The 25,812-nt window shown below is 63.9% G+C and carries 16 protein-coding genes; 6 read left to right on the top strand and 10 right to left on the bottom strand.

The window, feature by feature from the left end; all coding sequences use genetic code 11:
• Positions 1 to 4: 4 nt before the first annotated feature.
• The 4 genes from ACN9MZ_RS13575 to ACN9MZ_RS13560 are packed head-to-tail and all read right to left on the bottom strand — an operon-like array spanning position 5 to position 5,640.
• Positions 5 to 754, bottom strand: coding sequence for a polysaccharide deacetylase family protein (locus ACN9MZ_RS13575; protein WP_426342618.1), 750 nt, complete (start codon positions 752 to 754; stop codon positions 5 to 7).
• Positions 751 to 2,715, bottom strand: a complete 1,965-nt coding sequence (locus tag ACN9MZ_RS13570; protein WP_426342617.1) for a sialate O-acetylesterase — start codon at positions 2,713 to 2,715, stop codon at positions 751 to 753. Before ACN9MZ_RS13570 ends, ACN9MZ_RS13575 begins: the two co-directional genes overlap by 4 nt.
• Entirely contained in the window at positions 2,715 to 4,079 is a 1,365-nt protein-coding gene (locus tag ACN9MZ_RS13565; protein WP_426342616.1) for a glycoside hydrolase family 27 protein, read from the bottom strand. The genes ACN9MZ_RS13570 and ACN9MZ_RS13565 overlap by 1 nt, the downstream gene beginning before the upstream one ends.
• Positions 4,072 to 5,640, bottom strand: a complete 1,569-nt coding sequence (locus ACN9MZ_RS13560; protein ID WP_426342615.1) for a GH39 family glycosyl hydrolase — start codon at positions 5,638 to 5,640, stop codon at positions 4,072 to 4,074. Before ACN9MZ_RS13560 ends, ACN9MZ_RS13565 begins: the two co-directional genes overlap by 8 nt.
• A 183-nt stretch (positions 5,641 to 5,823) precedes the next feature.
• Here ACN9MZ_RS13560 and ACN9MZ_RS13555 point away from each other — a divergent pair, with 183 nt between their 5' ends.
• The 4 genes from ACN9MZ_RS13555 to ACN9MZ_RS13540 are packed head-to-tail and all read left to right on the top strand — an operon-like array spanning position 5,824 to position 10,726.
• Positions 5,824 to 6,720: an alpha/beta hydrolase gene (locus tag ACN9MZ_RS13555; protein WP_426342614.1), complete on the top strand. Its 897-nt coding sequence runs from the start codon at positions 5,824 to 5,826 to the stop codon at positions 6,718 to 6,720.
• Between the two features lie 22 nt (positions 6,721 to 6,742).
• The gene (locus tag ACN9MZ_RS13550) at positions 6,743 to 9,091 is read left to right on the top strand and encodes a TIM-barrel domain-containing protein (protein WP_426342613.1); all 2,349 of its coding nucleotides are present in this window, start codon (positions 6,743 to 6,745) and stop codon (positions 9,089 to 9,091) included.
• Entirely contained in the window at positions 9,088 to 10,341 is a 1,254-nt protein-coding gene (locus ACN9MZ_RS13545) for a family 43 glycosylhydrolase (RefSeq protein ID WP_426342612.1), read from the top strand. The genes ACN9MZ_RS13550 and ACN9MZ_RS13545 overlap by 4 nt, the downstream gene beginning before the upstream one ends.
• On the top strand, positions 10,241 to 10,726 hold the full coding sequence (locus tag ACN9MZ_RS13540; protein ID WP_426342611.1) for a hypothetical protein: 486 nt from the start codon (positions 10,241 to 10,243) through the stop codon (positions 10,724 to 10,726). The genes ACN9MZ_RS13545 and ACN9MZ_RS13540 overlap by 101 nt, the downstream gene beginning before the upstream one ends.
• On the opposite strand, the gene ACN9MZ_RS13535 is transcribed toward ACN9MZ_RS13540, so the two are convergent.
• Positions 10,723 to 11,556, bottom strand: coding sequence for a galactose-1-epimerase (locus ACN9MZ_RS13535; RefSeq protein ID WP_426342610.1), 834 nt, complete (start codon positions 11,554 to 11,556; stop codon positions 10,723 to 10,725). The genes ACN9MZ_RS13540 and ACN9MZ_RS13535 overlap by 4 nt on opposite strands.
• Positions 11,557 to 11,900: 344 nt before the next feature.
• Here ACN9MZ_RS13535 and ACN9MZ_RS13530 point away from each other — a divergent pair, with 344 nt between their 5' ends.
• The gene (locus tag ACN9MZ_RS13530) at positions 11,901 to 13,580 is read left to right on the top strand and encodes a sodium:solute symporter family transporter (RefSeq protein ID WP_426342609.1); all 1,680 of its coding nucleotides are present in this window, start codon (positions 11,901 to 11,903) and stop codon (positions 13,578 to 13,580) included.
• Positions 13,581 to 14,189: 609 nt separating this feature from the next.
• Entirely contained in the window at positions 14,190 to 15,746 is a 1,557-nt protein-coding gene (locus tag ACN9MZ_RS13525; protein ID WP_426342608.1) for a methyl-accepting chemotaxis protein, read from the top strand.
• 34 nt (positions 15,747 to 15,780) lie between these two features.
• Here the strand turns inward: ACN9MZ_RS13525 and ACN9MZ_RS13520 are convergent, their stop codons facing one another.
• The 5 genes from ACN9MZ_RS13520 to ACN9MZ_RS13500 form a co-directional block, all read right to left on the bottom strand.
• Positions 15,781 to 18,129, bottom strand: a complete 2,349-nt coding sequence (locus tag ACN9MZ_RS13520; RefSeq protein ID WP_426342607.1) for a WD40/YVTN/BNR-like repeat-containing protein — start codon at positions 18,127 to 18,129, stop codon at positions 15,781 to 15,783.
• 155 nt (positions 18,130 to 18,284) lie between these two features.
• Positions 18,285 to 20,630 (bottom strand): VPS10 domain-containing protein, encoded by a 2,346-nt coding sequence (locus ACN9MZ_RS13515; protein ID WP_426342606.1) that lies wholly within the window; start codon positions 20,628 to 20,630, stop codon positions 18,285 to 18,287.
• 51 nt (positions 20,631 to 20,681) lie between these two features.
• The gene (locus ACN9MZ_RS13510; RefSeq protein ID WP_426342605.1) at positions 20,682 to 21,869 is read right to left on the bottom strand and encodes a XylR family transcriptional regulator; all 1,188 of its coding nucleotides are present in this window, start codon (positions 21,867 to 21,869) and stop codon (positions 20,682 to 20,684) included.
• Between the two features lie 317 nt (positions 21,870 to 22,186).
• Positions 22,187 to 23,395, bottom strand: coding sequence for a helix-turn-helix domain-containing protein (locus tag ACN9MZ_RS13505; protein ID WP_426342604.1), 1,209 nt, complete (start codon positions 23,393 to 23,395; stop codon positions 22,187 to 22,189).
• Between the two features lie 109 nt (positions 23,396 to 23,504).
• Entirely contained in the window at positions 23,505 to 25,754 is a 2,250-nt protein-coding gene (locus tag ACN9MZ_RS13500; RefSeq protein ID WP_426342603.1) for a glycoside hydrolase family 3 C-terminal domain-containing protein, read from the bottom strand.
• Positions 25,755 to 25,812 lie beyond the last annotated feature (58 nt).

Here is a 25,812-nt window from a genome sequence, read left to right as displayed (position 1 = left end):
TCTTTCAATGAGTAATAGGTCCTGCGCCGTCTTCCCAGCGCAGTGACACGACTTTGTAGCCATTGTCACGAATGGCCTTGAGCAGCGCCGGCAACGCATCGGCCGTGGGCCCGTTCGCGTCGTGCATCAGGATGATGCCGCCCTCTTTCTGTTTCAGCTGGCCGACCAGGCGGGCCACCAGGGTGTCGACGCGCATGTCGTTGGGCGCCCAGTCGTCGATGCCCAGGTCGACCGAGGCCACTGTAACCTTGCGTTCCTTCAGGACGGCCAGGACCGGCGCCGTCTCTTCGAGGAACGGAAAGCGATACGCAGGCGGCGCAGAGCCGAAGACGCCGACGAAAGCACGCTCTCCCTGTTCGAGGTCAGCCAGTTGCTCCGGCGCCGGCATCGACTTCAGCGAAGGGTGGGCAAAGCTGTGCAGCCCTACGGCATGGCCGGCCCGCATGACGCGCAGGCCAAGCTCGGGGTACTTCGCCAGATTGGCGCCAGTCATGAAAAAGGTCGCTTGCGTGCACTGTGCCGCGAGTGCCTGCAGTACCCGGTCGGTTGGCCCGGGCACCGGTCCATCGTCGAAAGTCAGGACCACTTCGCCCTTCTGCAAAGGCAAGGGGCCGTACTGCGCCGTACCATAGCGAGCATGCTCGCGCTTGAGCGTCAGTACGCGCGCAACGCCAAGTGCGTCCGGCTCGCAGGCGGATGCTGCGCTGGCGGCGGCCCACAGCAGCACGGTGGCAGACAATGCAGCGCGCATCATTGCAGCTCCATTTCAAATGCGTTGGCAGGGATATCGTCGGCGCTGAACAGGTTGACGAAGGGTGCATCGGCCCACGCGTAGCGCACCCTGGTCGCGGCCGCCGTCGCGGCGCCCTTCAACCGGACCGAGTCGCCCTCGGCGGCCGCCTGGGCATACCGGCACGCCGCCTGCTCGCACACTTCGAAACCGATTGCCATATCGGAGGAATAGGTCTTCAAGCCGCCATTGGTGTTGGCGAAGCGGATCACGATATCCGCTCCGCTGCGGCTGGCCGACACGGCCTCAGGCCCGCCGGGAGAGATCTTCTCGCCATAGGCAACCACCCTGGCTGCGCGCGCCAGGCGCTCCCCGACGATCCTTTTCTGCGCGGGATGGATGTCGGAGCGGTCGCCGTAATCGAAGGTGACCGCCAGGCCCGCATGCCGGTCGTTTCGCACCGCCACCGACTGTGCTTCCCGCAATTCCGCCCACGCCGATTTTCCCGGCGTGGTCGACACCGAGCCAAATGAAGTCAGCTGGGCAACCAGGAAAGGCAGCTCCGGCTGGGAAAACGTCCGGCGCCAGTCCTCAAACAGCAGCGGCAGCAACGTGCGGTACTCCTGGGCGGCGCCGGCGTTTGCCTCGCCCTGGTACCACGCCACCAGCTTGAACCGGAATCCCTGCAGCGGTGCGATCATGCCGTTGTACAGCGTGGTAAGGCCGGTTGGCGGCTCCCATGGCGTTGGCGGCTGCATGGCGTTTACGCGGGAGCCGAGCTGGTATTTCCAGCGCGCCGGCAAGGGAATCCGCTTGCCGTCGACCGTGCGCAGCACGCGCTGTTCCGCCGGGCTGACCATTCCACCGCCGTTGTCGTCGTCCAGCACGCGCACCGCGATGACGTTCTTTCCCGCCTTGAGCAACCCCTTCGGCACGGCATACTCGCGCCCCGCCCACCAGTTGGTCAGCGCGCCGACCCGCACGCCATTGATCCAGGTGGTGTCGGCAGTGGCAATCTGGCCAAGCAGCAGCTGCGTGACGGCGCCAGCCTGCTGCGCGTCCAGTTCGACGGCGGTACGGAACCAGGCGACGCCGCGATGCTTGCTGATCGCATCGATGCCCGACTCGCTCCAACGCCGCCCAAGTTCCATGAGGGGCCAGCGGCTGTCGTCAAACCCTGGCCTGGACCAGGCGCGCTGCGCACGCGCAGCCGGGTCGGCCTTGTCCCACCAGGCCTCCTGGCGCTGCTCCTCGGCACGCATGCCCGCTGCCGTGCTGCTACCGTAGGCGGCGACCACGTCGAGCGCCTGGCGGTACGACGGCAGGCTGCCCATCGATGGGCCGCTGATCCAGCCCTGGATCGCGCTACCGCCCCAGCTGGCGTTGATGAAGCCCACCGGGACTCTGTATTGTCCCTGCAGCGTGCGCGCCATGTAGTAACATACTGCGGATGCCTGGCCGGTGCTTTGCGGCCCGGCCACCTGCCACTGCGGCGCTTCCTTGAAATCATCGATGTGCACCGCCGAACTGTGGCGCACGATATTGGCAAAACGAATGTCCGGGTTGGCGGAGAATGCGATGTCCATCGGTGCGTTGGTGGCGTTGGCCACCGGCAGCTCCATGTTCGACTGCCCGCCGCACAGGAATACATCGCCGACCATGATGTCGCGCAGGGTGCTGGCGCCGCCGTTCGCGCTCGCGCTCAAGGTGTACGGTCCCCCGGCTTCCATGCGCGGAAACTCGGCGCGCCACTTGCCGCCGCCGTCAGCCTTCGCTTGCACCGATTGGCTGCCAAGCCGCACATCCAGCACGGCACCAGCATCCGCCTTGCCCCACACGGTGATGGGCTGGTGGCGCTGCAGGACCGCATGGTCAGAGAAAATCCTCGCGAATGCCGGCGCCACCGCGGCCGCCTGCGACGACGCGCCTATAGCGAGCGACAACGCCGCCAAGCGGGCAACCCGTCTGAAGATCGGCGCCTTCATCACGCACTCACGCGCAGCAGTGCCGAAGCATGCGGGGCAAGCGACTGGCGAATACTCCCACGCGCCTGCCCGAGGTCGGCCCGCCGCCACAGGTCGCGCACCGTTACGCTCTGTTTGCCCAGGTCGAGGCGCGACAGGTCGAAGTCGATCTGCGCGGGGGCATCTTCCGTATTGAACAAGGCCAGGTACCAGGCGCGCCCGGAACCATTCGGGCGGGCAGTCCAGATGCGCGTCCCAGCTTCGGCGCGGTGCGGCCGGTTGTCGTGGCTTTTCTGGTTCACGGCCAGCACTTCCGGATTGGTCAGCAGGGCCAGGGTCGGCGCATCCAGGTGCCGCAGGTCGCCGCCCATGATCAGCGGAGAGCGCGCGATGCTCCATAGAGTCATCAGCGTCTGCTGCTCGTCCGGCGAAAACTTCGTGTCGCGCGAGTTCATCGCAAGCCGACCAAGGGGCAGCATGTCCGCATCCGGCCAGGAATTTTCCGCCATGACCGGGTTCCAGTTCTCAAGGCGCTGGAACTGCTCTTTCAACAGCTTCCATTCGTCCCAGAAGTCGTCCGAAATGCGCCACATCTGCGCGTAATGCGGCACATGGGCATCCCAGCGCAGGTCCATCTCGCCCGGCGACAGGCTGAGCGTGATGGCGCGCCCGGAGGCCTGGATGGCTTTGTGCGCGGCTTCGACTTCCGGCCAGTTGCGCTCATAGGGCCGGGACATGTCGTCCATCTTGACAAAGTCGACGCCCCACGACGCATACAGCTTGAAGATCGAGTCATAGTATTCCTGTGCGCCCGGCTTGCTCATGTCGATGCCGTACATGTCGCCGTTCCACTCGCATATGGCCTTGGTGTCGGCGATGTCCTGCGCATGCCAGCGCGTTCCGAGGATCGGCGTGTTCCTGCGTACCGCCTGGCGCGGTATGCCACGCATGACGTGGATGCCGAACTTCAGGCCCATGCGGTGCATCTGGTCGGCCAGCGCCTTGAATCCCCCGCCCTGCGCCGCCGACGGGAAGCGGTTGGGCGCCGGCAGCAGGCGCCCGTATTCGTCCATCGTCAGTTCAGCATCCTTGCGGTATTCATAGCTTTTGGCATTCGGCTCATACCACTGGATATCGACAGTGAAGATATCGTAGCCCGAAGGCAGCAGCTTCTCCACCATGATGCGGGCATTTTCCAGCGCCTGGGCTTCGGTAATGGTGGCGGCAAAGGAGTTCCAGCTGTTCCAGCCCATCGGCGGCGTGGGCGCCAGCGCCTTCCTGCGCGTGGCGCCTGGAACCGCGGCGAGCGTGGTGGCCGGGAGGGACGCGGCTGCAGCAGCGGCCACGGAGGTAGCAAACAGCTTGCGGCGGTATTGGTCAATCATGGCTGATCGGCTCCAGCGTCACCAGCACAACGTCATTGCTGCGCATCGGTACCTTGAAATTGAAGTCGCCCGACTTGCCGACCGTGACCACGCGGTCCGTTTCAGGCGTGTCCCTGGTCTGGGCATTCAGTTGCTCGAGCTGCACCGGCGTCAGCTTGTCGGGCGCACCCATTTCCAGGTAGGCCGTATAGGCATCATTGGCCTTGAAGCCGGTACGTCGTACCTGCAGGCGGTACTTGCCCGCCTTCGCATTGCGGAACTGCACCTGGGCCGGCTGCGATGGCGTTGCCGGCTGCACGCGGCTGTAGAAGGAGCGGTTGCTCAGCTCCTGCTTCGGCTGCTGGAAGTCCCACACCACGGCACGCATTGCCTTGCCGTCGGTAGCAGCCATCACCTGGCCATCCTTGACCGGAATCTCCTTGCCGCTCAAGGCGTGCAGGTACTTGTACGAGAAATACGGCGCCTTGCGCACGCCCTGGGGGCTCATCAGGCCAAAGCCGCCTTCGAACGGTTTGCTCTGCGGTCCCGGTTCCTCGAACAGGTCGGTATACGTCCAGTAACTCATGCCCTGCACCAGCCCTTTGGTGCCCTTCAATTTGCTCAGGATGTAGGCGGCGCCGATATAAGAGTCATGCACCTTGTCGCGCGGGTTGTAGCTGGTGCTCCATTCGGTGAAGTACAGCGGCAGTTGCGGGTATTTCGACCCGGCGATCTGCCCGCGCACCCGGCGGACGTCGCCGATGATGGCGTCGGGAGACGGCGACAGCTTGGTGTCCTCAACGCCCTTTTCGTCCAGGAAGCCGCTGTCCACGCCATAAGTATGGGTAGTCACGAAGTCGACTGCCGCCCCGCTCTTCGAAACATGGTCGAGGAACTCGGGCACCCAGGCCGCGCCTGCGGTGGAAGGCCCGCCCACGCGCAGGGCCGGATCGATCGCCTTGATCGCCTTCGCGGTCACGTCGTACAGCTCGAAGTAAGCCTTCTGGTCGGCGTGCTCCCAGAATCCGTCCAGGTTCGGCTCGTTCCACACCTCGAAGAACCAGCTGCGCACTTCCGCTTCGCCGTAGCGCTGCTGGCAATGCTTGATGAAAGCCGTCACCAGGTCGCGCCAGCCATTCAGCTCGGGATGCGAGGTATTGCCCTCCCAGTAGAAGATTTTGGCGTTCGACGTGGCCAGCGCCTTGGGCGTGAAGCCCAGTTCAACGAAAGGCTTGATCTTGCGCGCCAACAGGTCGTCATACAGCTTGTCGATGCCCGTCCAGTCGTAGACCAGCTTCCCGTTCTCCTTCTTCACGGTCTGCAGCACGTCATGGAAGATGGCGTGGAAGCGGATATAGCGGAAGCCGGTTTCATCGACCACGGCCTTCAGCTGCGCCATGCTGTCATCGCGCCGCAAGGTGCCGGGATAGTCGGAACCGATCGACAGGTCGAAGAAGCGGTCGAGCGGCTGCTCCGCCCTGGCTGCATCGAGCACCACCTTGCGTGGCGCCGCATGGGCAGCTGTAGTGAAAAAACAGGCCGCGCCAAGCGCCGCGAGACCGATACGATGCAGGTGAATCATCTTTCCAGGCTCCTCATTTCAACTGATGGACCGGGAGATGCTAGCACTGCAAAATCGTCGCGGGAACTGCTGGCACGCCTCTTGCGGTAAATCATTCAGCGGGTCGGTGATTTTCATAATTGCAGCGCTTCGGGCAGTCTGCAAAGATGGTCTGGTTTATCACAACGTAGGATAAAAACGATCATGCGATCCTGGATCCTGGCCATGCTCTTCCTGGCCGCAAACAGCGCGCTCGCGCAAACCAGCATCATTCCAGTCTGGCCGGAAGGAGTGCCCAACGCGCACGCGCAGGCCGGCCCCGAGAAGGTCGACGGAGAGCGCATCAGCAACGTCAGCCAGCCGACGCTGGCCGTCTACCCGGCCGCCTTCGACCGCCCTTCCGGCACCGCCGTCATCATCTGCCCCGGCGGCGGCTACCAGTTCCTGTCCAATACGCGCGAGGGGCAGCAATATGCCCAGTGGCTGTCCAGCCTGGGCATCACCGCCTTCGTGCTGAAGTATCGCCTCGGGGACTATGGCCACCCCGCTCCCTTGCAGGACGTGCTGCGCGCCATCCGCCTGGTGCGCTCCCAGGCGGCTAGATACGGCATCGCGCCGGACCGCATCGGCGTGATGGGCAGTTCGGCCGGCGGCCACCTCGCCGCCAGCGCGTCCACCCTGTTCAACCACCCTGCCGGCCGGGCCGGCGGCCCTCTCGATGCCGTCAGCGCGCGTCCGGACTTTGCCATCCTGATGTACCCCGTAATCACCATGGAAGCGCCGGCTGTCCACGCCGGCTCACGCGATGCGCTGCTTGGTCCCAAGCCGCGTCCAGAGCTGGTGCAGCTGATGTCGGTGGAAAAGCAAGTCAGCGCCGCGACCCCGCCCACCCTGCTGATCCACTCGCAGGATGACGGCCTGGTCCCGGCCGACAACAGCATCCTGTATTTCCAGGCGCTGACACGCGCCAAGGTGCCGGCCGAAATGTTCATCTTCGAACACGGCGGCCACGGCATGGCCATGCGTACCGGGAACGGGACTGCTACCAACTGGACGCGCCGCGCCGAAGAATGGCTGCGCGACCGAAAACTGATTCCATAAAATTGACAGCACAGGAGCACTAATGAACTTGTATTGCAAGCGCCGGGTCATGGCGGCCGCGGTTGCCGCCGCCGCACTCGGTGTCGCCAGCGGCGCCATCGCCGCGCCGATCACCACCCTCGACCGCAACGGCGCCTGGGTCTCGGTAGAAGCCTACGGGCCGAACGTCGTCCACATCACAATTGCCGCCGACAAGGCCGAAGCGTTGAAAGGACCGGGCTTCGGCATCCTGCCCAAGAACGCGGACAATTCCACCTTCCGCCATACCAGCGGCAAGGACGGCGACACCTTCGCCTCCGCGGCGCTGAATCTGCGCGTCGCCCCGGCGCCGCAGCCGCGGGTCCCGTCGCAGTCGGAAAAATACTTCGCGCCGCAACTGGCGCCGGTTGCGCTGCAGGTCAGGAACGCCAAGGGTGAGCTGGTGCTCGACATGACAGGCTGGGAGCTGTCGCCGCAAACCGTCAACACCGAGAAGACGTACCAGGCCGGCGCCAGCTTCAGCGTCCAGGCCGACGAGCATTACTACGGCATGGGCCAAAACCAGGAATCAACCGGACCGCTCGACCTGCGCGGCCGCGTCCTGGACTGCAAGCACTGGTACGACGCTCCGGCCGGCGAAACCGTGTGCGTGCCCTTCATGGTGTCGTCCAAAGGCTATGGCATTGTCTGGGACAATCCGTCGGCCACCCGTTTCGTCGCCGGCGTCAACGGCCGCACCTCCTTCCAGTCCAATGTCGGGGAGCGCGTCAGCTTCTTCGTCATCACCGGCAGCACACCGGAGGAAATCTATTCCGGCTACGCCCGCGTTACCGGCAAGACCCCGATTCCGCCCAAAGCCGCTTTCGGCCTGATCCAGTCCAAGGCCCGCTACGACAGCCAGCAGGAAGTACTGCGCGTGGCGAACACCTATCGCCAGAAGAAGTACCCGCTCGACATCATGGTGGTCGACTGGTTTTACTGGACCCGCATGGGCCAGCTCGACATCGACCCGGCGCAGTACCCGGCGCCCGCAGCGATGAACAAGGAACTGCACGACCTGGGCATGCAATCCATCGTCTCGGTGTGGCCACGCTTCGAGACGTCCGGCCGCTACTTCAACGAACTCGATGCCAAGGGCTACTTCCTGAAGGACAAGGACGGCAAGACCGTCGATGGCCTGCCGTTCCGCTCCGACCGCACCGGCGCCCTGATCGACGCCACCAATCCGGCCGCGCGCCATTGGTTCTGGGAGCGCGTACGCGACAACATCCTGTCGCAAGGTTTTGACTATCCATGGCTGGACGAGACCGAGCCGGACCTGGTGCCGGATGGATTCTTCTATTCGATCGGCAGCGGCGACCGTTATCGCAACCTGTTCCCTCTGCTGCACGTGGAAGGCGTGCAGCAAGGCATGCGCGCCTGGAAGCCGAACAGGCGCGCCCTGATCCTGTCGCGCGCGGCCTACCTCGGCTCGCAACGCACCGGCGCCCTGTTCTGGTCCTCCGACATTAATCCTTCTTGGGAAGCGCTGGCGCGCCAGGTGCCAACGGGCCTGAACATGACCGCTTCCGGCATCGCCTACTGGGCCAACGACATCGGCGGCTGGCAGTGGTTGCCGCAGTCGACCAAGGCCACCAAGGCGCCGCTGGTCGATCCGCGCGGCGCCGAGGCGACCATCGGCCAGAACCACGACTATCCGGAACTGCTCACGCGCTGGTTCCAGTACGGCACTTTCCTGCCGACGCTGCGCCTGCACGGCGACCGCAAGCATGCGGAGATCTGGGAGTTCGGCCAGCAGGCCGAAACCATCATGGCGCGCTATGACCGCCTGCGCTACCAGCTGATCCCCTACATCTACAGTCAGGCCAAGGCCACCTGGGACAACGGCGCGCCATTCATGCGCCCCTTGTGGATGGACTTCCCGAACGATCCGAAAGTGGCCGACATCGGCACCCAGTACATGTTCGGCCCCGCCTTCCTGGTCGCCCCGGTAACCGAGCAGGGGCAGACCGAGAAAGACGTCTACCTGCCGGCCGGCAGCGACTGGTACAACTTCTGGACCAACGAAAAGCTGGCCGGCGGTCGCTGGGTGCGCGTCGCCGCGCCGATTGACCAGATCCCGGTCTTCGTTCGCGCCGGTTCCATCGTGCCGCTGGGCACCGATATCCCGTCCACCGCCAGCAAGCAGGCAATCGCCGAAATCCGCGTCTATCCCGGCAAGGACGGCGAGTTCGCGCTGTATGACGACGATGGCGTCTCCTACGACTACGAAAAGGGCAAGGGCACGCTGGCGAAACTGGCATGGAGCGACGCGACCGGCCGCCTGGCAGTGAGCGGCGACAGCGAGCTGTCGCGCAAGGCGCCAGGCATCACCAAGGTGGTCGGCAAATGAGCCCGGACCCGGCACCGACGGATCCGGCGCGCCGCCGCAGCCTGCTCAAGCTGGCCCTGGCTGGCGCAGGAGCGGCTGCGGCGCCATTGGCCCCGGCGGCTGCCGCTTCCGCAGCGACGCCATGCACCTCGCCCGTAGCAGCCCTGCAACCGGCCTACGGCATCGAAGGCCAGCGCAAGGCGGACCTGGGCAACGGCATGTTCGTGAACCCGATCGTGCCGGGCGACCATCCCGACCCCACCATCCTGAAGGACGGCGACGATTACTACATGACGTTTTCGTCCTTCTACTCTTACCCCGGCGCCGTCATCTGGCATTCGCGCGACCTGGTCAACTGGTTTCCCATCTGCGCCGCGCTGCAAAATCCGCTTGGCTCGGTGTGGGCGATGGACCTGGCCAAGCATGGCGGCCGCTACTTCCTGTACATCCCTGCCGGCGACTCGATTTACGTTGTCCATGCCGACAATATCCGCGGCCCCTGGAGCGAGCCGGTCGACCTCAAGCTGCAAGGCTGCATCGATCCCGGCCACGCCGTGGGCGAAGACGGCAAGCGCTACCTGTTTTTCAACGGCGTGCGCCGCATTGCGCTGGCAGAGGACGGCCTGTCGACCGTCGGCGCGCTGGAGCACGTCTACCATCCCTGGCGCTACCCGGAAGACTGGGTGGTGGAAATGTTTGCCCCAGAAGGCCCCAAGCTGTTCCGGCGCGGGGAATGGTTTTACCTGGTGGCTGCCGTCGGCGGTACCTCCGGCCCGCCGACCAGCCACATGGTCACCGTGGCGCGCTCGCGCTCCGTCCATGGCCCCTGGCAGGACTGCCCCGCCAACCCCATCGTCCGCACCCGCAGCGCGGACGAACCGTGGTGGTCGCGCGGCCACGCCAGCATTGTCGAAGGACCCGGCGGCGACTGGTGGATGATCTACCACGGCTACGAAAACGGCTTCCGCACGCTGGGCCGCCAAACCATCCTCGAACCGATCGAATGGACCGCCGACGGATGGTTCCGCGCATGCGGCGGCACGCTGGACAAGCCCCTGCGCAAACCGAAGGGCGGCCGCGCCTCGCCGGCCGGCCAGGCGCTGTCCGACGACTTTTCCAGCAACAAGGTTCGGCATCCAGTGGAGCTTCTTCGCCCCCGGACCCGACGAAATGCGGCGAGCGCGCTACGATGGCAAGGGCCTGGTCATCCAGGGCAAGGGCAGCTCGCCTGCCGATTGCTCGCCCCTCACCTGCATCGTCGGCGACCGTGATTACGAAGTGTCGGTGGTGCTCGATGTTGCGGAAGGCGCGCAAGGCGGACTGCTGCTGTACTACAGCCAGCGCGGATACTGCGGGATCGGCTTCAGCCCCACGCAGATGTTCACCTTCCACTGCAGCGAGGAACAAAGCTGGATGCGCGAAAAGGTGGCCGCCCGGACCATTCATATCCGGCTGGCGAACCGCGCCAATATCGTCACCTTCCACTACTCCAGCGACGGCGTGGCCTGGACCAGGCATCCATGGCAGATGGAAGTCTCGGGTTTCCACCACAATGTGTTCGGCGGCTTCATGAGCCTCAAGGTCGGCATTTACAGTGCCGGCTCCGGCGAAGTCAGGGCGCGGCAGTTCACCTACCGCGGCCTGAAGCCCGCCTAGGCCTGCAGCGTAAGCCGGTAGACCGTGGTCTGCCGGTACACCTGCCCGGGCGACACGATGACGTGCGGCCAGGCCGCGCTGGCCAGCTCGGGACGCGCCTGCGACTCGACGCTGAAACCGCCCTGGTGACCGGCGCGGAACTGCACGGCCGCCTCGGTGGTGCGGACCTGCAGGCAGCGCCCCGAGCCAGGATCCACGATGCGGGCCACGGTGCGCAGCGGCCCCTGGCCGCCGGCAAAGTGGCTGCGCACGAACAGGCTGTGATTGAAACCGCCCCTGCCGCAGATCTGGCTATCCGGCCAGCGCAGGCGTGCGCCGATCGGCGCCGGCTGGCGGAAGTCGAATGCCGTCCCGGCCACCGCCGCCACGCCGGAGGGCATGCCGTCCGCATCCACTTCGACATAGTAGTCGGCATCGATCTGCACCATATGGTCGCCGACATCGGCGATGCCGCCGTTCAGGTTGAAGGTCGGACAGGCGCCCTGGTCGAGCGGCGTGGGCGCCATCGCCACCAATTCATGCTCCACGCTCAGGCAACCATCATCGTCCAGGCGGTATTTCGCCAACTGGGCCACCGCGCCCCCGGCCCCGACGCGCAACAGCGTCACGCCGCCGTCGGCGTGGCGTCCTTGCCACAGCACCGGATTGGAGGCGCCCTTCGGCGCCAGCAGGACGTCGGCCATGCGTCCATAGCGGTCAGGCGCCCGCCAGGACCACAAGGCGGCATCGCGTTCGGTAATCGTCGCCACCATGTCGCTGGCGTTCCTGAGAGTAAACAAGCGGTATTCGTCCGCCTCGGGCGCGGTGCCTGAAAAACGTTTGGTCATCATTAAAAGATCGGGCTTCCTGTGCACACCATTGGCACCATGCCATTCTGCAATCCGGCGCATGGCGATTCAATTACTAAAATCACCAAGGCATCGAACGATTCTGGCCAAGAGCGCGGCAAAGGGGTTTCCGGCGCCCTGGAATCGGCAATAATGCCTGCGCAGCCTCCTTGGGACGGGCAAGTTCCGCCGTCCTATGTCAAATTTGATATAGCTGCACGCAAAAGTGTTATTGGAAAAGGAAAGGCCCCATCGCCTACGATCTTCCGATATCGATTTAAAAAGAACAGGCCAGGCACGCCGCCCACGCGCGCCAGGCCAGAGACAACCCACTTTGTGAGCACCACATGAGTACCTTTTCAACCGTAGACTTGTTTGTCTTCCTGATTTACTTCATTGCCGTTGCCGGCTACGGCATCTGGATCTACCGCCGCAAGCAAAGCAGTTCCGGCCAGGCTTCGCACGACTACTTCCTGGCCGAAGGCTCGCTGACCTGGTGGGCCATCGGCGCTTCGCTGATTGCCTCCAACATCTCGGCCGAGCAATTCATCGGCATGAGCGGCTCCGGCTACAAGATCGGCATGGCCATCGCGGTCTACGAGTTGATGGCGGCCGCCACGCTGGTCATCGTGGCCGTGTTCTTCATGCCGGTCTACCTGAAGAACCGCATCTACACCATGCCGCAGTTCCTCGAACAGCGCTACGGCAAGGCGGTGGCGACCACCATGGCCCTGTTCTGGCTCGGCCTGTACGTCGTCGTCAACCTGACCTCCATCCTCTACCTGGGCGCGCTGGCGATTTCCAGCCTGTCCGGCATCGCCCTGCTGCCCTGCATGCTGTTCCTGGCCATCTTCGCCGCCGTCATCACCCTGGGCGGCATGAAGGTGATCGGCTATACCGACGTGGTGCAGGTAGCCTGCCTGGTGGTGGGCGGCCTGGTGACGACCTGGCTGGCACTGGACCTGGTGGCCGGACTGGCGGGCAAGAAAGGCGCGATCGACGGCCTGTCCGAACTGTTCGGCGTGGCGCGCGGCCATTTCGACATGGTGCTGAAGCGCGAAGATCCGAACTATATGGACCTGCCGGGCTTGTCGGTCCTGCTGGGCGGCATGTGGATCGTCAACCTGAACTACTGGGGCTGCAACCAGTACATCACCCAGCGTGCCCTCGGCGCCGACCTGCCGACTGCCCGCAAAGGCCTGCTGTTCGCCGCTTTCCTCAAGCTGCTGATGCCGGTGATCGTCGTGCTGCCAGGTATTGCGGCATACGCGCTGGACAAGTCCGGCGCCCTGGGTGACGCGATGCGCCAGGGTGGCGAACTGAATCCGGACCGCGCCTACCCTGTGCTGCTCAACCTGCTGCCGTCCGGCCTGAAAGGCGTGGCGTTCGCCGCCCTCACCGCCGCTGTCGTGGCATCCCTCGCCGGCAAGGCAAACAGCATTGCCACCATCTTCACCCTGGACATCTACAACAAGACCTTCAACAAGCAGGCCACCGAACAGCGCATGGTATGGATCGGCCGCGTCAGCGTGGTGGTGTCCATGGCCCTGGCTGTGCTGATCGCACCGCTGCTGGGCATCGACAAGAAAGGCGGCTTCCAGTACATCCAGGAATACACCGGCTTCGTCTCGCCCGGCATCCTGGCCATGTTCCTGATGGGCTTCTTCTGGAAGAAAACCACCTCCGGCGCCGCGATGTTTGCCACCGTGGGGGGCCTGGTGGGATCGATCATCCTCAAGTTCCTGCCGGGGATGATGGACCTGTCCTTCCTGGTGCCGATCGGCTTTGCCAAGGTGACCGAAGCGGGCGTGGCCGAAATCCCGTTCCTGGACCGCATGTTCATCGTGTTCTGGTTCGTGGTCGCGGGCATGGTCCTGATCAGCAAGCTGGCTGAAGCCAAGCGCGATGGCACCATCGCCAGGCACCTGCACGTCGACACGTCCATGTTCCGCGTCGACGGCGCCTTTACCCTCGGTTCCGCAGTGATTGCCGTAGCACTCGCGGCGATTTACGGCTCGCTCTGGTGATTATTGGCTGCGTACGCCCGATGATGCCGTTCAGTCTGCGCTGAACGGCATTTTGATCAGCGACGCAGTGGTTCTGCCAACTGCCAGCGCGTCGCCAGGCAGAAGCAGCCAGATGTGCTTCCATGCATTGCGGGTACAACCCGCTAGCTGGCTGACCAACTGTGCAGGGGATACTTGCTCACCGTTGTGATGGATGTGGGTCCCCATCCACTGTGGCGTGATAAGAGCGACTTCCATTGGTAGCCTCGCTGTTGCAGAAATTGCTAAGTTCGTTGAAGGCCTCGAATGGTGCCGGAATGTTAATTAGCTCTTTCATTTTTCGGCTCCTTGGCAAAAACGCGCATAACCCTGCTCAATCATAAAGTAGCTAAAAGCTGCCTATTGCCAGCTCGATTACGCTTATTTAGTGCTCGATTTTTCACAAAGCTGCTCATCTGTGCTCAAAGACTGCGCCGGCTGCGCAAAGTTCCGTTGATCTCTTTAAAGAGATGGATATTTTTCTGAGCAACGCTAATTTCACTGGTGTAAGGCCACAGTAAGTTTCGTGCCCACAATAAAGGTAGAGACTAGCAAGACCATAACAACCACAAGCGATAGCGCGGCATTGCCATGAATACCCTCTTCCGAATCCCCCGCATCGGCAAGGCCGCCTTGGCTACCGTGGCCGGCATGGGCATCGCCATGGCCTGGTACTGGGCTGCAGGCTCCAGACTTGCTCCCTTGCCTCTCGCCTGTCTGGCGGCGCTGGGCAGTGCCGGCGCCAGCCTGCTGCTGTTGGGCAGCGGCGGCACGCAACAGAACGCATTGGCGGAAAAGGTTGCAAACGAAATCGACACCATCATGATTGGTGCGGCCGAGACCTCCTACTTCGTCGATTCGATCAGGAAGCGGATTTCGGGCGACGTCGAGTCGACCAACCAGATCGCCGCCCGTTCCGCGTCCAGCGCCAGCGAAATGGAGGGCATCGCTGCCAACGCCGAACGTGCATCCGAAGTCGCCACCATGGTGCGGCGCGAGAGCGTGACCGGGCGCGGCGCGGTGGACCAGGGCCTGCAGCAGATCAGCGATGCGCGCGGCAACGCGCAGGCTGCTTCGCAACTGATGGACGCCCTGCAGGAAAAATCGCGGAGCATCCACGGCATCACGGCCGTGATTACCGAAATCGCGACCCGTACCAACCTGCTGGCGCTCAACGCGGCAATCGAGGCGGCGCGCGCCGGCGAACATGGACGCGGCTTCGCAGTGGTGGCCGGCGAAGTGCGCCAACTGGCACAGCGCACGGCCGAAGCGACCGCCGATATCGGCCACAAGGTCACTGCCATCCTGGCGGAAGCGGAGCGCGCCTCGTCCGGCATGGCCTCGCTCACCGGCAAGGTCGCGCAGGCGGCAGTGGAAGTGGAACGCGTGCACGCCAGCTTCAGCACCATCGAACGCTGCGCAGCAGAATCGCACGGCGAAATCCACAAGATCGCCCTCGCCTCGCGCGAACATGCCGCGTCAACCCGCCACATTGCCGAAGCCATTGGCCAGATCCGTGACGGCATGCTTGGGATGCAGGCCGAGTTGCCCCGCGCCGCAAGTTCCGCGCAAGCGCTGGCCGAACGCGCCGAATCACTGTTTGAAGCCACCACGGAAAGCAACGCCGCCACGCAGCATGACGCGATCCGCGCCGTCGCACAGCAGGCTGCCGGCGATGTCGGCAAACTGTTCGAGAAGGCCATTGCCAGCGGCGAGATCAGCGAGGCAGCGTTGTTCGACCGGCGCTACATTCCGATCCCGGACACTGATCCGCCCAAGCATCGCAGCGCTTTCGACAAGTTTACCGACCGCGCACTGCCCGCCTTGCAGGAAGCAGTGCTGGCCGCCATGCCGCAGCTGGCCTTTGCCGGCGCGGTCGACAACAACGGTTACTTCCCGACCCACAACAAGAAGTTCGCGCAGCCTTTGACCGGCGACTACGCCACCGACCTGGTCAACAACCGCACCAAGCGCATCTTCAACGACCGCACCGGTTCGCGCTGCGGCGCCAGCACCAAGCCTTACCTGCTGCAGACATACAAGCGCGATACCGGCGAAGTGATGCACGATTTGTCCGCCCCAATCTACGTCAACGGCAGGCATTGGGGCGGATTCCGCATCGGCTACCGTTCGGCGTCCGGTCACTAGGGCCTGACCCGCAGGGTCAGGCCCCTGATCGCTGCTAGTTGGTGTATAACACACCGCGGCCGTTGCCGGATGCGTAAACGCGCCCGTAGGTATTCCAGTCGCCCGCCATGTGGAAGATGCCAGCGTACTGGTGTGCGTCATCATTGAAACGCGACCAGGTGGCGCCGGCGTCGTCTGAACGGTACACGCCCCACACGCCATTGATCACGCCCACCACATAGACCGCGGCCGAATACGGTGCACCGGGCGCCGCCTTGCCCAGGGTGACTACGGTGGCGCCCTGCACGTCAGGCCACTGGTTACTGCCCCAGATCGAAGAGAAGGCGCTCAGCTTGGTCCAGCTGGCTCCCGCATCGACTGAGTGGTACACCGTATTGCCGTCTGCCAGCCAGATATCGCCTTCCGCGTTTGGGTTCACCGCCATCGAGGTGTTGTTAAAGGACGTCAGCATCGGACTGGCCGCCTTGAACGCGGCGCGTTCGGTGAACGTTTTGCCGCCATCGCTCGAATACCAGAAGTGCGCCGTATCCGACCACTGGTTCCACCAGGCGCCGCCCGAATCGTAGGCATAGACCTTGTTCGGATTCTTGCGGTCGGCCTTCAGCAGGTAGCTGCGCGGCACGCCGACTGCGGGTTTCGCCGGCAGGTTGGTGGCGGTCCAGCTTGCGCCGTTATTGGTGGTGTAGGAAGGCACCGCATCATTGGGCGCCCAGACCACATTGTTGCGCGTGGTGACGGCAAGGTTGGCGGAACTGTCGGTTCCGCTTGTCGCGCCGGCAGGCAAGGCCGCAAACTTCGCCCAGGTATTGCCGCCATCCCCGGACCAGTGGCCGACGCCGACGTGGTTGTTCGCATTGTCGACACCGGTAGCGGCGATGTATTGCGGGTCGGACCAGGCCATGTCGGCGGAGTTGCCGTTACTCCACCAGTTCATGGGTCCCTTGGTTGGCCGCGTCGCCAGGTCGGTGTTGACCCAGGTGCCGATATCGCCCGCGCTGTTGATGAACTTATAGCTTGCGCCAGCCGGCGGTGTGACGAGGGCCAGGGTTGCGGTTTCCTCCAGGTTGTTGTCCTTGGCGCTCCAGCTTGGCGTGGCAGAGGAGGCGTTGATGGTTTCCCAGATCCCGCCACCGTGCACGTGCATGATGTGGTCGCGGTTGGCAGGATCGATCACGGTGGTATCGTTCCAGCCCGAGTAGCCGTTGCCCGCGGAGCCCAGATGCGGCATGTTCGCCTCGATTTCGCGCCAGGTGCTACCACCGTTGTCGGACAGCTGGGTGACCTGGCCAGGATTATCGCCCCAGGTAGCGGTAACGCCCAGCGCGATGCGGGCGTTCGAGCCCGTGCCATGGACCGAGATGCCGCTATAGCCGCCCGTGGTACTGCTGCTAAGCAGGGTCCAATTCTCGTTGAAGACGACCCCGCCAAACTTGTAAAGGTAGCCTGGCCCACCGGGTCCTTCGCCGGCGTTCTTGTTGAACACCATGTAGTAGTTGCCGTCGGCGGCGCGCACCACGTGCGGGATGTGGTAGCCGGCCACCGCAGCCGGCACCGGGACCGGGGTCCACGAAAAGCCGCCGTTGACGGACTTGTACAGGACCGAATTCAGGCCCGCCGCGTTGGCATAGTCCGGGGCGATAGCTGCATACATGATCCAGGTCGTTTCGCCGCCGCCCACTTTCGAGTTGTCGAACATGAGGTGCTCGACGCCGATCGGCGGGGTGCTGCCGCTGATCGTGGTGGACGACAGCCCCGTGACCTGGGCCCATGTCTGGCCTGCGTCCCTGCTCTGCCACAGGCCGGCCGTGCGCGTGCCGTAGAACAGGATCGACGGATTGGTGGGGTCCACTTTCAGGCGTTCACCCATGGCACGGCCGGTATCGTTGCCCCCCACCATGAACGGCAGGTTGACCCAGGTCCAGCTATTGCCGCGGTCACTGGAAATGTACAGGCGGCCATTAGCGCCCTGCCTCGTGGTATCGCCGGTGGCAATGTAGATGCGCTGGTCGTTGCTCGGGTCGAGGGCCAGGCTCTCGACGCAATGGAAGCGGCTGTCGCCGCCGCCGAACCCGATACCGTCGGTCAGCGGAATCCAGCTGGAATCGGCCGCGTTCCAGCGATAGACGCCGCCGACGTCGGTGCGCGCATACAGCAGGCTCGCGTTGACCGGATGATAGACCAGGCCGGTGACGTAACCGCCGCCGGCCCACTTGACGCTGGTCCAGCTGGCGGCAGCCAGGCCGGCTCCCTGGACCTGGCTGGTGGCCGCCGTGCTGACCGCCGGGAGCCCGCTTTCCGGACTGCCGCCGCAGCCCGCCAGCAGCGTCGCCAACAGGGCCGGCAGCGCCAACCCGGCGTAATACCTCTTGCAATGCACTTTCATTGTCTGCTCCTCCATGAAATGGATTTGTGGTTGAATGTGGCCGATATCGCGGCCACCCCAGACTACTGAGAGCAGTTTTTTTCGAATAGAAGTATCGACTCGAGCGCTAGTGTTCTGCTGAAAATTGAAGAAGTCGGCGTGCCAGTGTTAATCCTTCAGTTACTGTAGATCAGGCCACGCCCGGTGCCGCTGACGTAGATCCGGCCATAGGTGTTCTGGTCGGCTGCCATCACGCCGATGCCGCCGAACTGGTGCGCGTCATCGTTAAAGCGTTTCCAGCTGGCGCCGCCGTCGTCGGAGCGGAACACGCCCCACACGCCGTCGACCACGCCCACCACGTAGACCGCCGCCGAGTATTTGGCGCCACTCGCCGCCTTGCCCAGCGCGACCAGGGTCGCGCCCTGGGTGCCCGCTCCGGGTGCGAACGTATTCAGCCGGGTCCAGGTGGCGCCTGAATCCAGCGAGTGGTACACGGCGCTGCCGTCCGCCAGCCAGATGTCACCCTCGGCGTTGGGATTGACCGCCAGCGACGTCGCCCACCAGGCGTTCGGGCCGAGCTTGGCCTCCACCGAGCCCTGGCTCAGCGTGAAGGTGCGGCCGCCATCGGTCGAGACGTAGACCTTGCCCGCCGTGCCCCAGGTCGCACCGCCCGAATCGTAGGCATAGACCTTGTTGGGGTTGTTGCGGTCCGCCGCCAGGCGGTAGCCGCGGTTCCAGCCTGGCGCCACATTGGGCAGCGGCGGCAGGTTGGTTGCAGTCCAGCTTGCACCGTTGTCCGTGGTGTAGGACGGCACCGAATTGGCTGGCGAGACGACCGCCTTGTTGCGCGCGGTGACCGCGATGCTTGCTTCGCTGCTGGTGTTCTGGGCGGCGCCAGCGGGCAGGCTGGCAAACCTGGCCCAGGTCTTGCCGCCGTCGCCCGACCAGAAGCCGGCAGCCGTGCCGCTCGAATTGACCACGCCGAGGCCGGCGATGTACAGCGGATCGGACCACGCCATGTCGGCCGCGTTGCCATTGCTCCAGCCAAGGCCGGGATTGAGCGTCGGCGTGGCGGAAAGGTCCGTATCGACCCAGGTGCCGACGTCGCCGGCACTGTTGACCAGGATGTACGGCGCGCCGGCCGGCGGCGTCGCGATCGACAGCGTGGCCGTCTCCTCGATGCCGGCAATGACCCCTTTCCAGGCCGGCGTGGCGGAGGACGCGTTCCGGGTTTCGACGATCCCGCCGCCGTGAACGTGCAGGATGCGGTCGCGGTTGGACGGATCGATCTCGACATCGTCGACCCAGCCCGAGGCCACCTCGCCCGGCATGGTCGCTTCGATTTCGCGCCAGGTCTTGCCGCCATCGTCCGACAGCTGGACGATCTGCTGCCCGTTCCAGTTGCCCCAGGAGTTGGTGACGCCCAGCGCGATGCGGGTTGTCACGCCGCTGCCCTGCACGGAGACGCCGCCCAGGCCGTAGTTGCTGCCGTTTTGCGGATCGACGCTCTTGAGCAGGGTCCAGTTGGCTCCGTCGAATTTATATAGTCGTCCAGGACCACCGGCGCCCGGCCCGGCATCCTTGGTGAACACCACGTAGAACATGCCGTCCTCCGCGCGCACCATGTGCGGGATGTGGTAGCCCGATACGGGCGTTGCAACCGGCGTCCATGTGGCGCCGCCATTGGCCGATTTGTACATGCTTGAACCCAGGCCCGCCGCACTGGCGTAGTCGGGGGCAATGGCGGCATAGATGGCCTGGGTGGCGCTGCCGGTGCCCTTGGTCCCGGTGTCGTACACCACCAGCTCCACGCCCATCCCGCCGCCTGCGGCGCTGATCTGGTCCGCTGTCATCTTGATGGAGGACAGCGACGTCACCTGCGCCCAGGTCTTGCCGGAATCCACGCTCGTCCACAGGCCGGCCGTGCGCGAGCCGAAGAACAGCGTGGACGGCTTGTTGGGGTCGACCATCAGGCGTTCGCCCATGGCCCGGCCAGGGTTGTTGCCGCCCAGCGGGAACGGCAGGTCGACGTGGGTCCAGCTGTTGCCCCGGTCGCTGGAGATGTACAGGCGGCCGTTGCCTTCAAACGTGTACATGCCGGTGGCCATGTAGACCAGCTGGTCGTTGTTCGGATCGAGGGCAATGCTTTCGATGCCATGGAAGCGGCTTTCGGTCGCGCCAAAGCCCACACCGTCGGTGATCGCAGTCCAGGACAATGTGGCCTGGTCCCAGCGGTAAGCGCCGCCAATGTCCGTCCTGGCGTACAGGAGGTTGGCGGCCGTCGGGTGGAACACCAGGCCGGTGACATAGCCGCCGCCGCCGAACTTGACGCTCGACCAGGTGACCGGGCCGGGAGCCGGCGTGCCGGGCTGGGTCACTGGCGGTGTCACCGGAGGCTGCGGCGCCGGCGCCGTGGTTTGCGGCGCGGGCGCGGGCGCCGTTCCCGATGTGCCGCCGCCTCCGCAAGCGGCCAGCAAGCTTGCGGCAATTGCAGTCAGTACAAAGATATTTTTCTGCTTCATAGCCATCTCAAAAAGTGTGGTCCCTGAAAAAAGGGCCCGAAGGCCCCTGGTTTACTCCGACTCGACCGCGAGCGCCCTGTCGCGGTAAGCCCTCGGCGTGCAGCCAAGTTCGCGCTTGAACACCAGGTGCATGTACTGGGTCGACGTGAAGCCGCACTCCAGCGCCACGTCGGCAATACTGCGTTGGCCGCATTCCAGCCCGGCCTTGGCGGCGTTGAGCTTGAACTGCAGGATCACGTCATGCACGCTGCAGCCCAGCTCCTGCCGGAAATAGGCCTCGAGCGACGAGCGCGATACGCCCACATACTCGGCCACCTGGTGCGTCTTGATGCCCTGGCAGGCGTATTGGCGGATGAAGTGCCGTGCCCGGGCCACATGGGGGTGCCGTACCGCCTGGTGCTGGCTCGACGCGAACACATTGATTCCGGCCGGCGGCATCAGGATGCGGGTATTCGACAGGCGCACGCCGTGCAGCATCTGGTCCAGCAGGTGGGCTGCCGTGCGGCCCATTTCCTGCGCGCCCTGGATCACGGAGCTGAGCGGTATGCGGGTCAGCATGCGCACCAGCGGGTCGTTGTCGATGCCGATGATCGCCACCTGCTCCGGTACCGCAATGCCGGCGATGATGCAGGCCTGCAGCAGCTGGCGTGCGCGGGCATCGGTCACCGCAATGACGCCGACCGGTTTGGGCAGGCTGCGCAGCCAGGCGATCTGCCCTTCCACCGACTCGTCCCAGGCCGAAGCGCTGGTCTCGCAGCCGCGAAAAATTTCAGCCTCCATATTGTCCGCTTCCATCAGGCTGCGGAAGGCAATTTCGCGCTCCTGTGCCCAGCGGTTTTCCATGGCCTTGGGCAGGCTGAACAAGGCAAAACGGTGCAGGCCGACATCGATCAGGTGGTCGCGCGCCAGCTTGATCAGCTTGAAGTTATCGGTCGCCACGTAGGGCACGCCGCGCGGGTACTCCGCCTCGTCGGCATACGAGCCGCCGACCGCCACCACTGGCACGTTGCAGCGCGACAGTGCCGCCGCCACCGCCGGATCGTCGAAGTCGGCAATAATGCCGTCGCCCTGCCAATTCTCAATGCCGGCCAGGCGCAGGCGAAAATCTTCTTCCAGGAATAAATCCCAGGCAGCCCGCGTACTGCCAAGATAAGCGGCGACCCCGGAAATAACCTCGCGGTCGAAACTTTTATTAGCGTTGAATAACAGGGCAATGCGGTGTGCTTTCGAAGTATACATAAAGCGGCTCACCAGGCAGTATTCGAATTGCCGGCCGCGGTTTCGAAATCGAACCGGATTGCGCGCGCCTGCAGCATTGCACTGCCGGCAATAATGCCGAACATGGTTTTCATCATTTTGTCTCCGTCTTGCCGGGGTGGCGCCGGGCGCCCCCTGGTCTGGGTCACTTCAAAATTTGACGCTGCAGGTGGCTAGCGGAAGCTAAGCCACCATGACCACTAGGATAGAGAGCGCGCGCTACGGCACGGTAGCGCGCACAGGAAAATTTCTAGCAAAATGCAGAAATTGCGATTAGTTCTGCTGGGAGTGCAAGTGGATCAACCGGCATCCGCACCGGAAGTCTCGGCCGGGACCGGCTCGGCGGGGGAATCCTGCTGGGTCGCCAGGGAGCGGAAGGATTTCGGCGTGCAGCCATATTCTTCCTTGAACAGCTTATTAAAATAGGAGACGTTTGAATATCCCACCGAATAGGCGATTTCGGCGATAGCGGCACCGCTTTTTTCCGCCAATAACCTTGCCGCTTCCGTCAGGCGCAGTTTATTCAGGTAACTCGTAAATGTCATGCCGAGCTCTGTTTTTAAAACTTCGTTGACCTTGTTACGATTGGTTCCGGTGGCCGAAACTACCGATTCCAGGTCAATTTCAGTATCGGTGTAATTGGTGGCGATATAACGCAGCACCGTTGCCTTTTCCTTATCCTTATAAGGCTCCAGCGTTAATTGGCGATAAGCGACCAGGGGCAGGTCTTTTTTCATCCTGGAATTCAGGCTGGCAGTCAACGCGCGCGCGTGGGCGCGGAAGAAGGCCCAGGCAAATGCCATCCAGCTCGCCAGCAGGAGCAGTACCAGCGCCGCGATATACCGGTAGTCGCGGCCATTGAGCATCAGTTCGCTGACCTCCAGGTAGGCGTCGACATTCAGCGGGCTTTGGCTGCTGGACCCGAACACAAACTTCGAAACCTTGCTCAAGTCGTAACCCTGGTGCGACAGGTCCAGCTTGACCTGGTAGAACCACCAATCGGGGATCGCCAGCTTGGTCAGGTCCAGCGAAACCGGGACGCCGCGTTCATTGCACGAAAAATATGTGACGGGAGAACGGTAAGTCAGGTACTCACCGACCTTGGAAATCTTGGGATCGAAGGTGGAAATGCCGAACACCATGGAATTGGCCGGCTTACACTTGGCGAGGAAGGTGACGTCGGAATACTTGGACCAGTCCACCAGGGCCGGCCTGCCCTTGGCATCGCGCATCGCCAGGCCGGCGGAAGCGAAGGGGTATTTGCCGACCTCTGTCAACCTGAAGTCGACGCGCAATTGCTCGCGCTGGAGGTCGGGAATACGAACGGTCGACGTGCCGCCTATCTCCACATCCGAATTCGTTATGTAGTGCCAGCCCGCACCGGGCCTGGACGTCGCCACCAGCGGGACGGACAGGTAGCTCTTGTAGATCATGAAAAAGGCCAGCAATGCGTCCGCAATTACCAGGCCGATCAGCGCTAAAAGCGCTTTCTTGAAAAACTGTTGCATTGTTTTCGGGTGGGTTGAACTGTCTCTCTGCAACACCTCTTGCCGGGCTTGCTCGTTGCATCATAACAGTTCAACCAGTGAAAGGGGGCACGTTCGCCCCACCCTTCCCCTAGCGAGCCTGGCGCAGTGGCTTGCCGTTCACATCATAGGCGGCGGCCTCCAGGTGCACGACCGTGCTGAGCGCCTTTGTGCCGGCCGCCTCGGCTGCATCGGCGGCAAGGATGATCCTGTAGTCACCCTTGGCGACCTTCCAGGTCTTGCTGGCCGAGTCGTACATGGCCAACAGCCTCGGGTCGACCGTGACCGAAGCCCTGGCTTCGGCGCCCGGCTGCAGGTCGACCTTCTGGAAGCCGGCCAGGCGCTTTGGCGCCTCCCATTTCGCCTTCAGCGGCGCGACGTAAACCTGGGCCACCTCCTTGCCGGCGCGCTTGCCGGTGTTCTTCACCGTAAACGAGGCTTGCAGCACCCCGCCCTTCACATTGGCGGACAGCCCCGCGAAACCGAACTCGGTGTACGACAGGCCGTGGCCGAACGGGAATAGCGGCTCCAGGCCTTTCTGGTCGAACCATTTGTAGCCTACCGCCGCCCCTTCGCGGTAACTGACCTCGAAACGCCTGTTCTCCACTTCCGGATAGCCATCGAGCGCAGGACGCGGCAACTGCGCCTCCGACGCCGGGAAGGTGGCCGGAAGGTGTCCGGAAGGATTGGCTTCGCCAAACAGCAAGCTGGCAATGGCCTCGCCGCCGCTGGTGCCCGGATACCAGGCCTCCAGTACCGCCGGCACCTTCGGCAGCCACGGCATGGTCACCGGCCCGCCGGTTTCCAGCACCACCACGGTTCTAGGATTGGCCGCAGCTACCGCGGCAATCAATTCATCCTGCTTATTGGGGAGCGACAGGCTCGGTACGTCGAAGGCCTCGCCGGTCCACTGGGTGGCAAACAGCAGCACCACATCGCTCTCCTGCGCCAGCCTGGCCGCAGCCGCCTTGTCGGCGCCATCGGCAAAGGACACGGTCGCTGCCGGCAGGCGCTTCTGGATCGCTTTCAATGGCGAGGATGGATAGACCATCACCGGGCCCGGCCAGGTCTTCGGTTCCATCCCCGGCACGGCATTGCCGCCGGCCGGATACACCAGCGAAGAGCCGCCGCCGGCCAGCACGCCCTTGTCGGCATAACCGCCAATCACGGCCACGCGCTTGACCGACCTATCCAGCGGCAGCACGGCGCCGCTGTTCTTCAGCAGCACCATGCCTTCCTGCGCATCCTTGAGCGACACCGCGGCATGGGCGTTGAAGTCGATCTTGTCCGGTTCTGCCTTCACCGGATGGTCCACCACCCCGTGTTCGAACATGGCGTGCAGCACGCGGCGTGCCATGTCGTCCAGGCGGGCTTGCGGCACCCAGCCGTTCATCACGGCTTCTTTCAGCGGCGGCCCGAAATAGTCGGCCAGGTCGAATGGCATGCCCGATTGCTGGTCCAGGCCCGCATTGGCGGCCGGGATCGTGCTGTGGGTCGCGCCCCAGTCCGACATTACCCAGCCCTTGAAGCCCCAGTCCTTTTTCAGCACCTCGGTCAGCAGGTAATTGCTTTCGCAGGCATACACGCCGTTGACGCGGTTATAGGAGCACATGACGGCGCCGGGATTGCCCTCTTCCTTGGCGATCTGCAGGGCCAGCAAGTCCGACATGCGGGCCGACTGGTCGTCGATCTTCACGTCCAGGGTGGTGCGGCCGGTTTCCTGGTCGTTCAGCGCAAAGTGCTTCAGGGTCGACACCACGCGCTGAGACTGGATGCCCTTGATCTGGGCGCCCACCATCTTGCCCGCCAGGAGCGGGTCCTCGCCGCCGTACTCGAAATTGCGGCCATTACGCGGATCGCGCATCAGGTTCACGCCGCCTGCCAGCATCACGTTGAAGCCGTAGCCGCGCGCTTCCGCCCCGATCATGGCGCCGCCCGCGAACGCGGTCTGCAGGTCCCAGGTGGCGGCCGTGTTCAGGCCCGACGGCAGCGCAGTGCCCGGACGCGCATGCGGGCCGGCCTGGCTCGCCACGCCGACGCCGGCGTCGGTCTCCCACAGGTTCGGGATGCCCAGGCGCGGCACGCCATATACGAAGCCGGCCGATTGCACGTGAGACTGCTCGGGACGCTTGTACTTCTTGTGCTCCACGTCCGCCCCCATGTAGCCAAAGACCAGCTTCAGCTTCTCATCAAAGGTCATTTCCTTCACAACCAGGTCGGCGCGTTCTGCCGCGCCCAGTTGCGTATTCATCCACGGTTTGCCGTCAGGCGCGGCCAGCGCAGTCCCGCAGCACATTGCCACAGCGGCGGACAGGAGACTGATCGTTTTCTTCAATTTCATCGCTTCCTCGAAAAAAGGGGCGGCTTTGGCCGCCCCGAAAACTACCGGAAAAGGTAGA

It is taken from the genome of Pseudoduganella sp. S-14, from assembly GCF_049913285.1.
In the GTDB taxonomy this organism is placed as follows: domain Bacteria; phylum Pseudomonadota; class Gammaproteobacteria; order Burkholderiales; family Burkholderiaceae_D; genus Rugamonas.
Note: the sequence above shows the minus strand (reverse complement) of the source record. Positions and strands in the feature narration are given on the sequence as shown.

Excerpts from the sequence above, each read along its gene's own strand:
- ACN9MZ_RS13500 (WP_426342603.1), bottom strand. The coding sequence starts at position 25,754 with ATGAAATTGAAGAAAACGATCAGTCTCCTGTCCGCCGCTGTGGCAATG.
- ACN9MZ_RS13510 (WP_426342605.1), bottom strand. The coding sequence starts at position 21,869 with ATGTATACTTCGAAAGCACACCGCATTGCCCTGTTATTCAACGCTAAT.
- ACN9MZ_RS13505 (WP_426342604.1), bottom strand. The coding sequence starts at position 23,395 with ATGCAACAGTTTTTCAAGAAAGCGCTTTTAGCGCTGATCGGCCTGGTA.
- ACN9MZ_RS13515 (WP_426342606.1), bottom strand. The coding sequence starts at position 20,630 with ATGAAGCAGAAAAATATCTTTGTACTGACTGCAATTGCCGCAAGCTTG.
- ACN9MZ_RS13550 (WP_426342613.1), top strand. The coding sequence starts at position 6,743 with ATGAACTTGTATTGCAAGCGCCGGGTCATGGCGGCCGCGGTTGCCGCC.
- ACN9MZ_RS13530 (WP_426342609.1), top strand. The coding sequence starts at position 11,901 with ATGAGTACCTTTTCAACCGTAGACTTGTTTGTCTTCCTGATTTACTTC.
- ACN9MZ_RS13540 (WP_426342611.1), top strand. The coding sequence starts at position 10,241 with ATGCGGCGAGCGCGCTACGATGGCAAGGGCCTGGTCATCCAGGGCAAG.
- ACN9MZ_RS13535 (WP_426342610.1), bottom strand. The coding sequence starts at position 11,556 with ATGATGACCAAACGTTTTTCAGGCACCGCGCCCGAGGCGGACGAATAC.
- ACN9MZ_RS13570 (WP_426342617.1), bottom strand. The coding sequence starts at position 2,715 with ATGAAGGCGCCGATCTTCAGACGGGTTGCCCGCTTGGCGGCGTTGTCG.
- ACN9MZ_RS13565 (WP_426342616.1), bottom strand. The coding sequence starts at position 4,079 with ATGATTGACCAATACCGCCGCAAGCTGTTTGCTACCTCCGTGGCCGCT.
- ACN9MZ_RS13545 (WP_426342612.1), top strand. The coding sequence starts at position 9,088 with ATGAGCCCGGACCCGGCACCGACGGATCCGGCGCGCCGCCGCAGCCTG.
- ACN9MZ_RS13555 (WP_426342614.1), top strand. The coding sequence starts at position 5,824 with ATGCGATCCTGGATCCTGGCCATGCTCTTCCTGGCCGCAAACAGCGCG.
- ACN9MZ_RS13560 (WP_426342615.1), bottom strand. The coding sequence starts at position 5,640 with ATGATTCACCTGCATCGTATCGGTCTCGCGGCGCTTGGCGCGGCCTGT.
- ACN9MZ_RS13525 (WP_426342608.1), top strand. The coding sequence starts at position 14,190 with ATGAATACCCTCTTCCGAATCCCCCGCATCGGCAAGGCCGCCTTGGCT.
- ACN9MZ_RS13575 (WP_426342618.1), bottom strand. The coding sequence starts at position 754 with ATGATGCGCGCTGCATTGTCTGCCACCGTGCTGCTGTGGGCCGCCGCC.
- ACN9MZ_RS13520 (WP_426342607.1), bottom strand. The coding sequence starts at position 18,129 with ATGAAAGTGCATTGCAAGAGGTATTACGCCGGGTTGGCGCTGCCGGCC.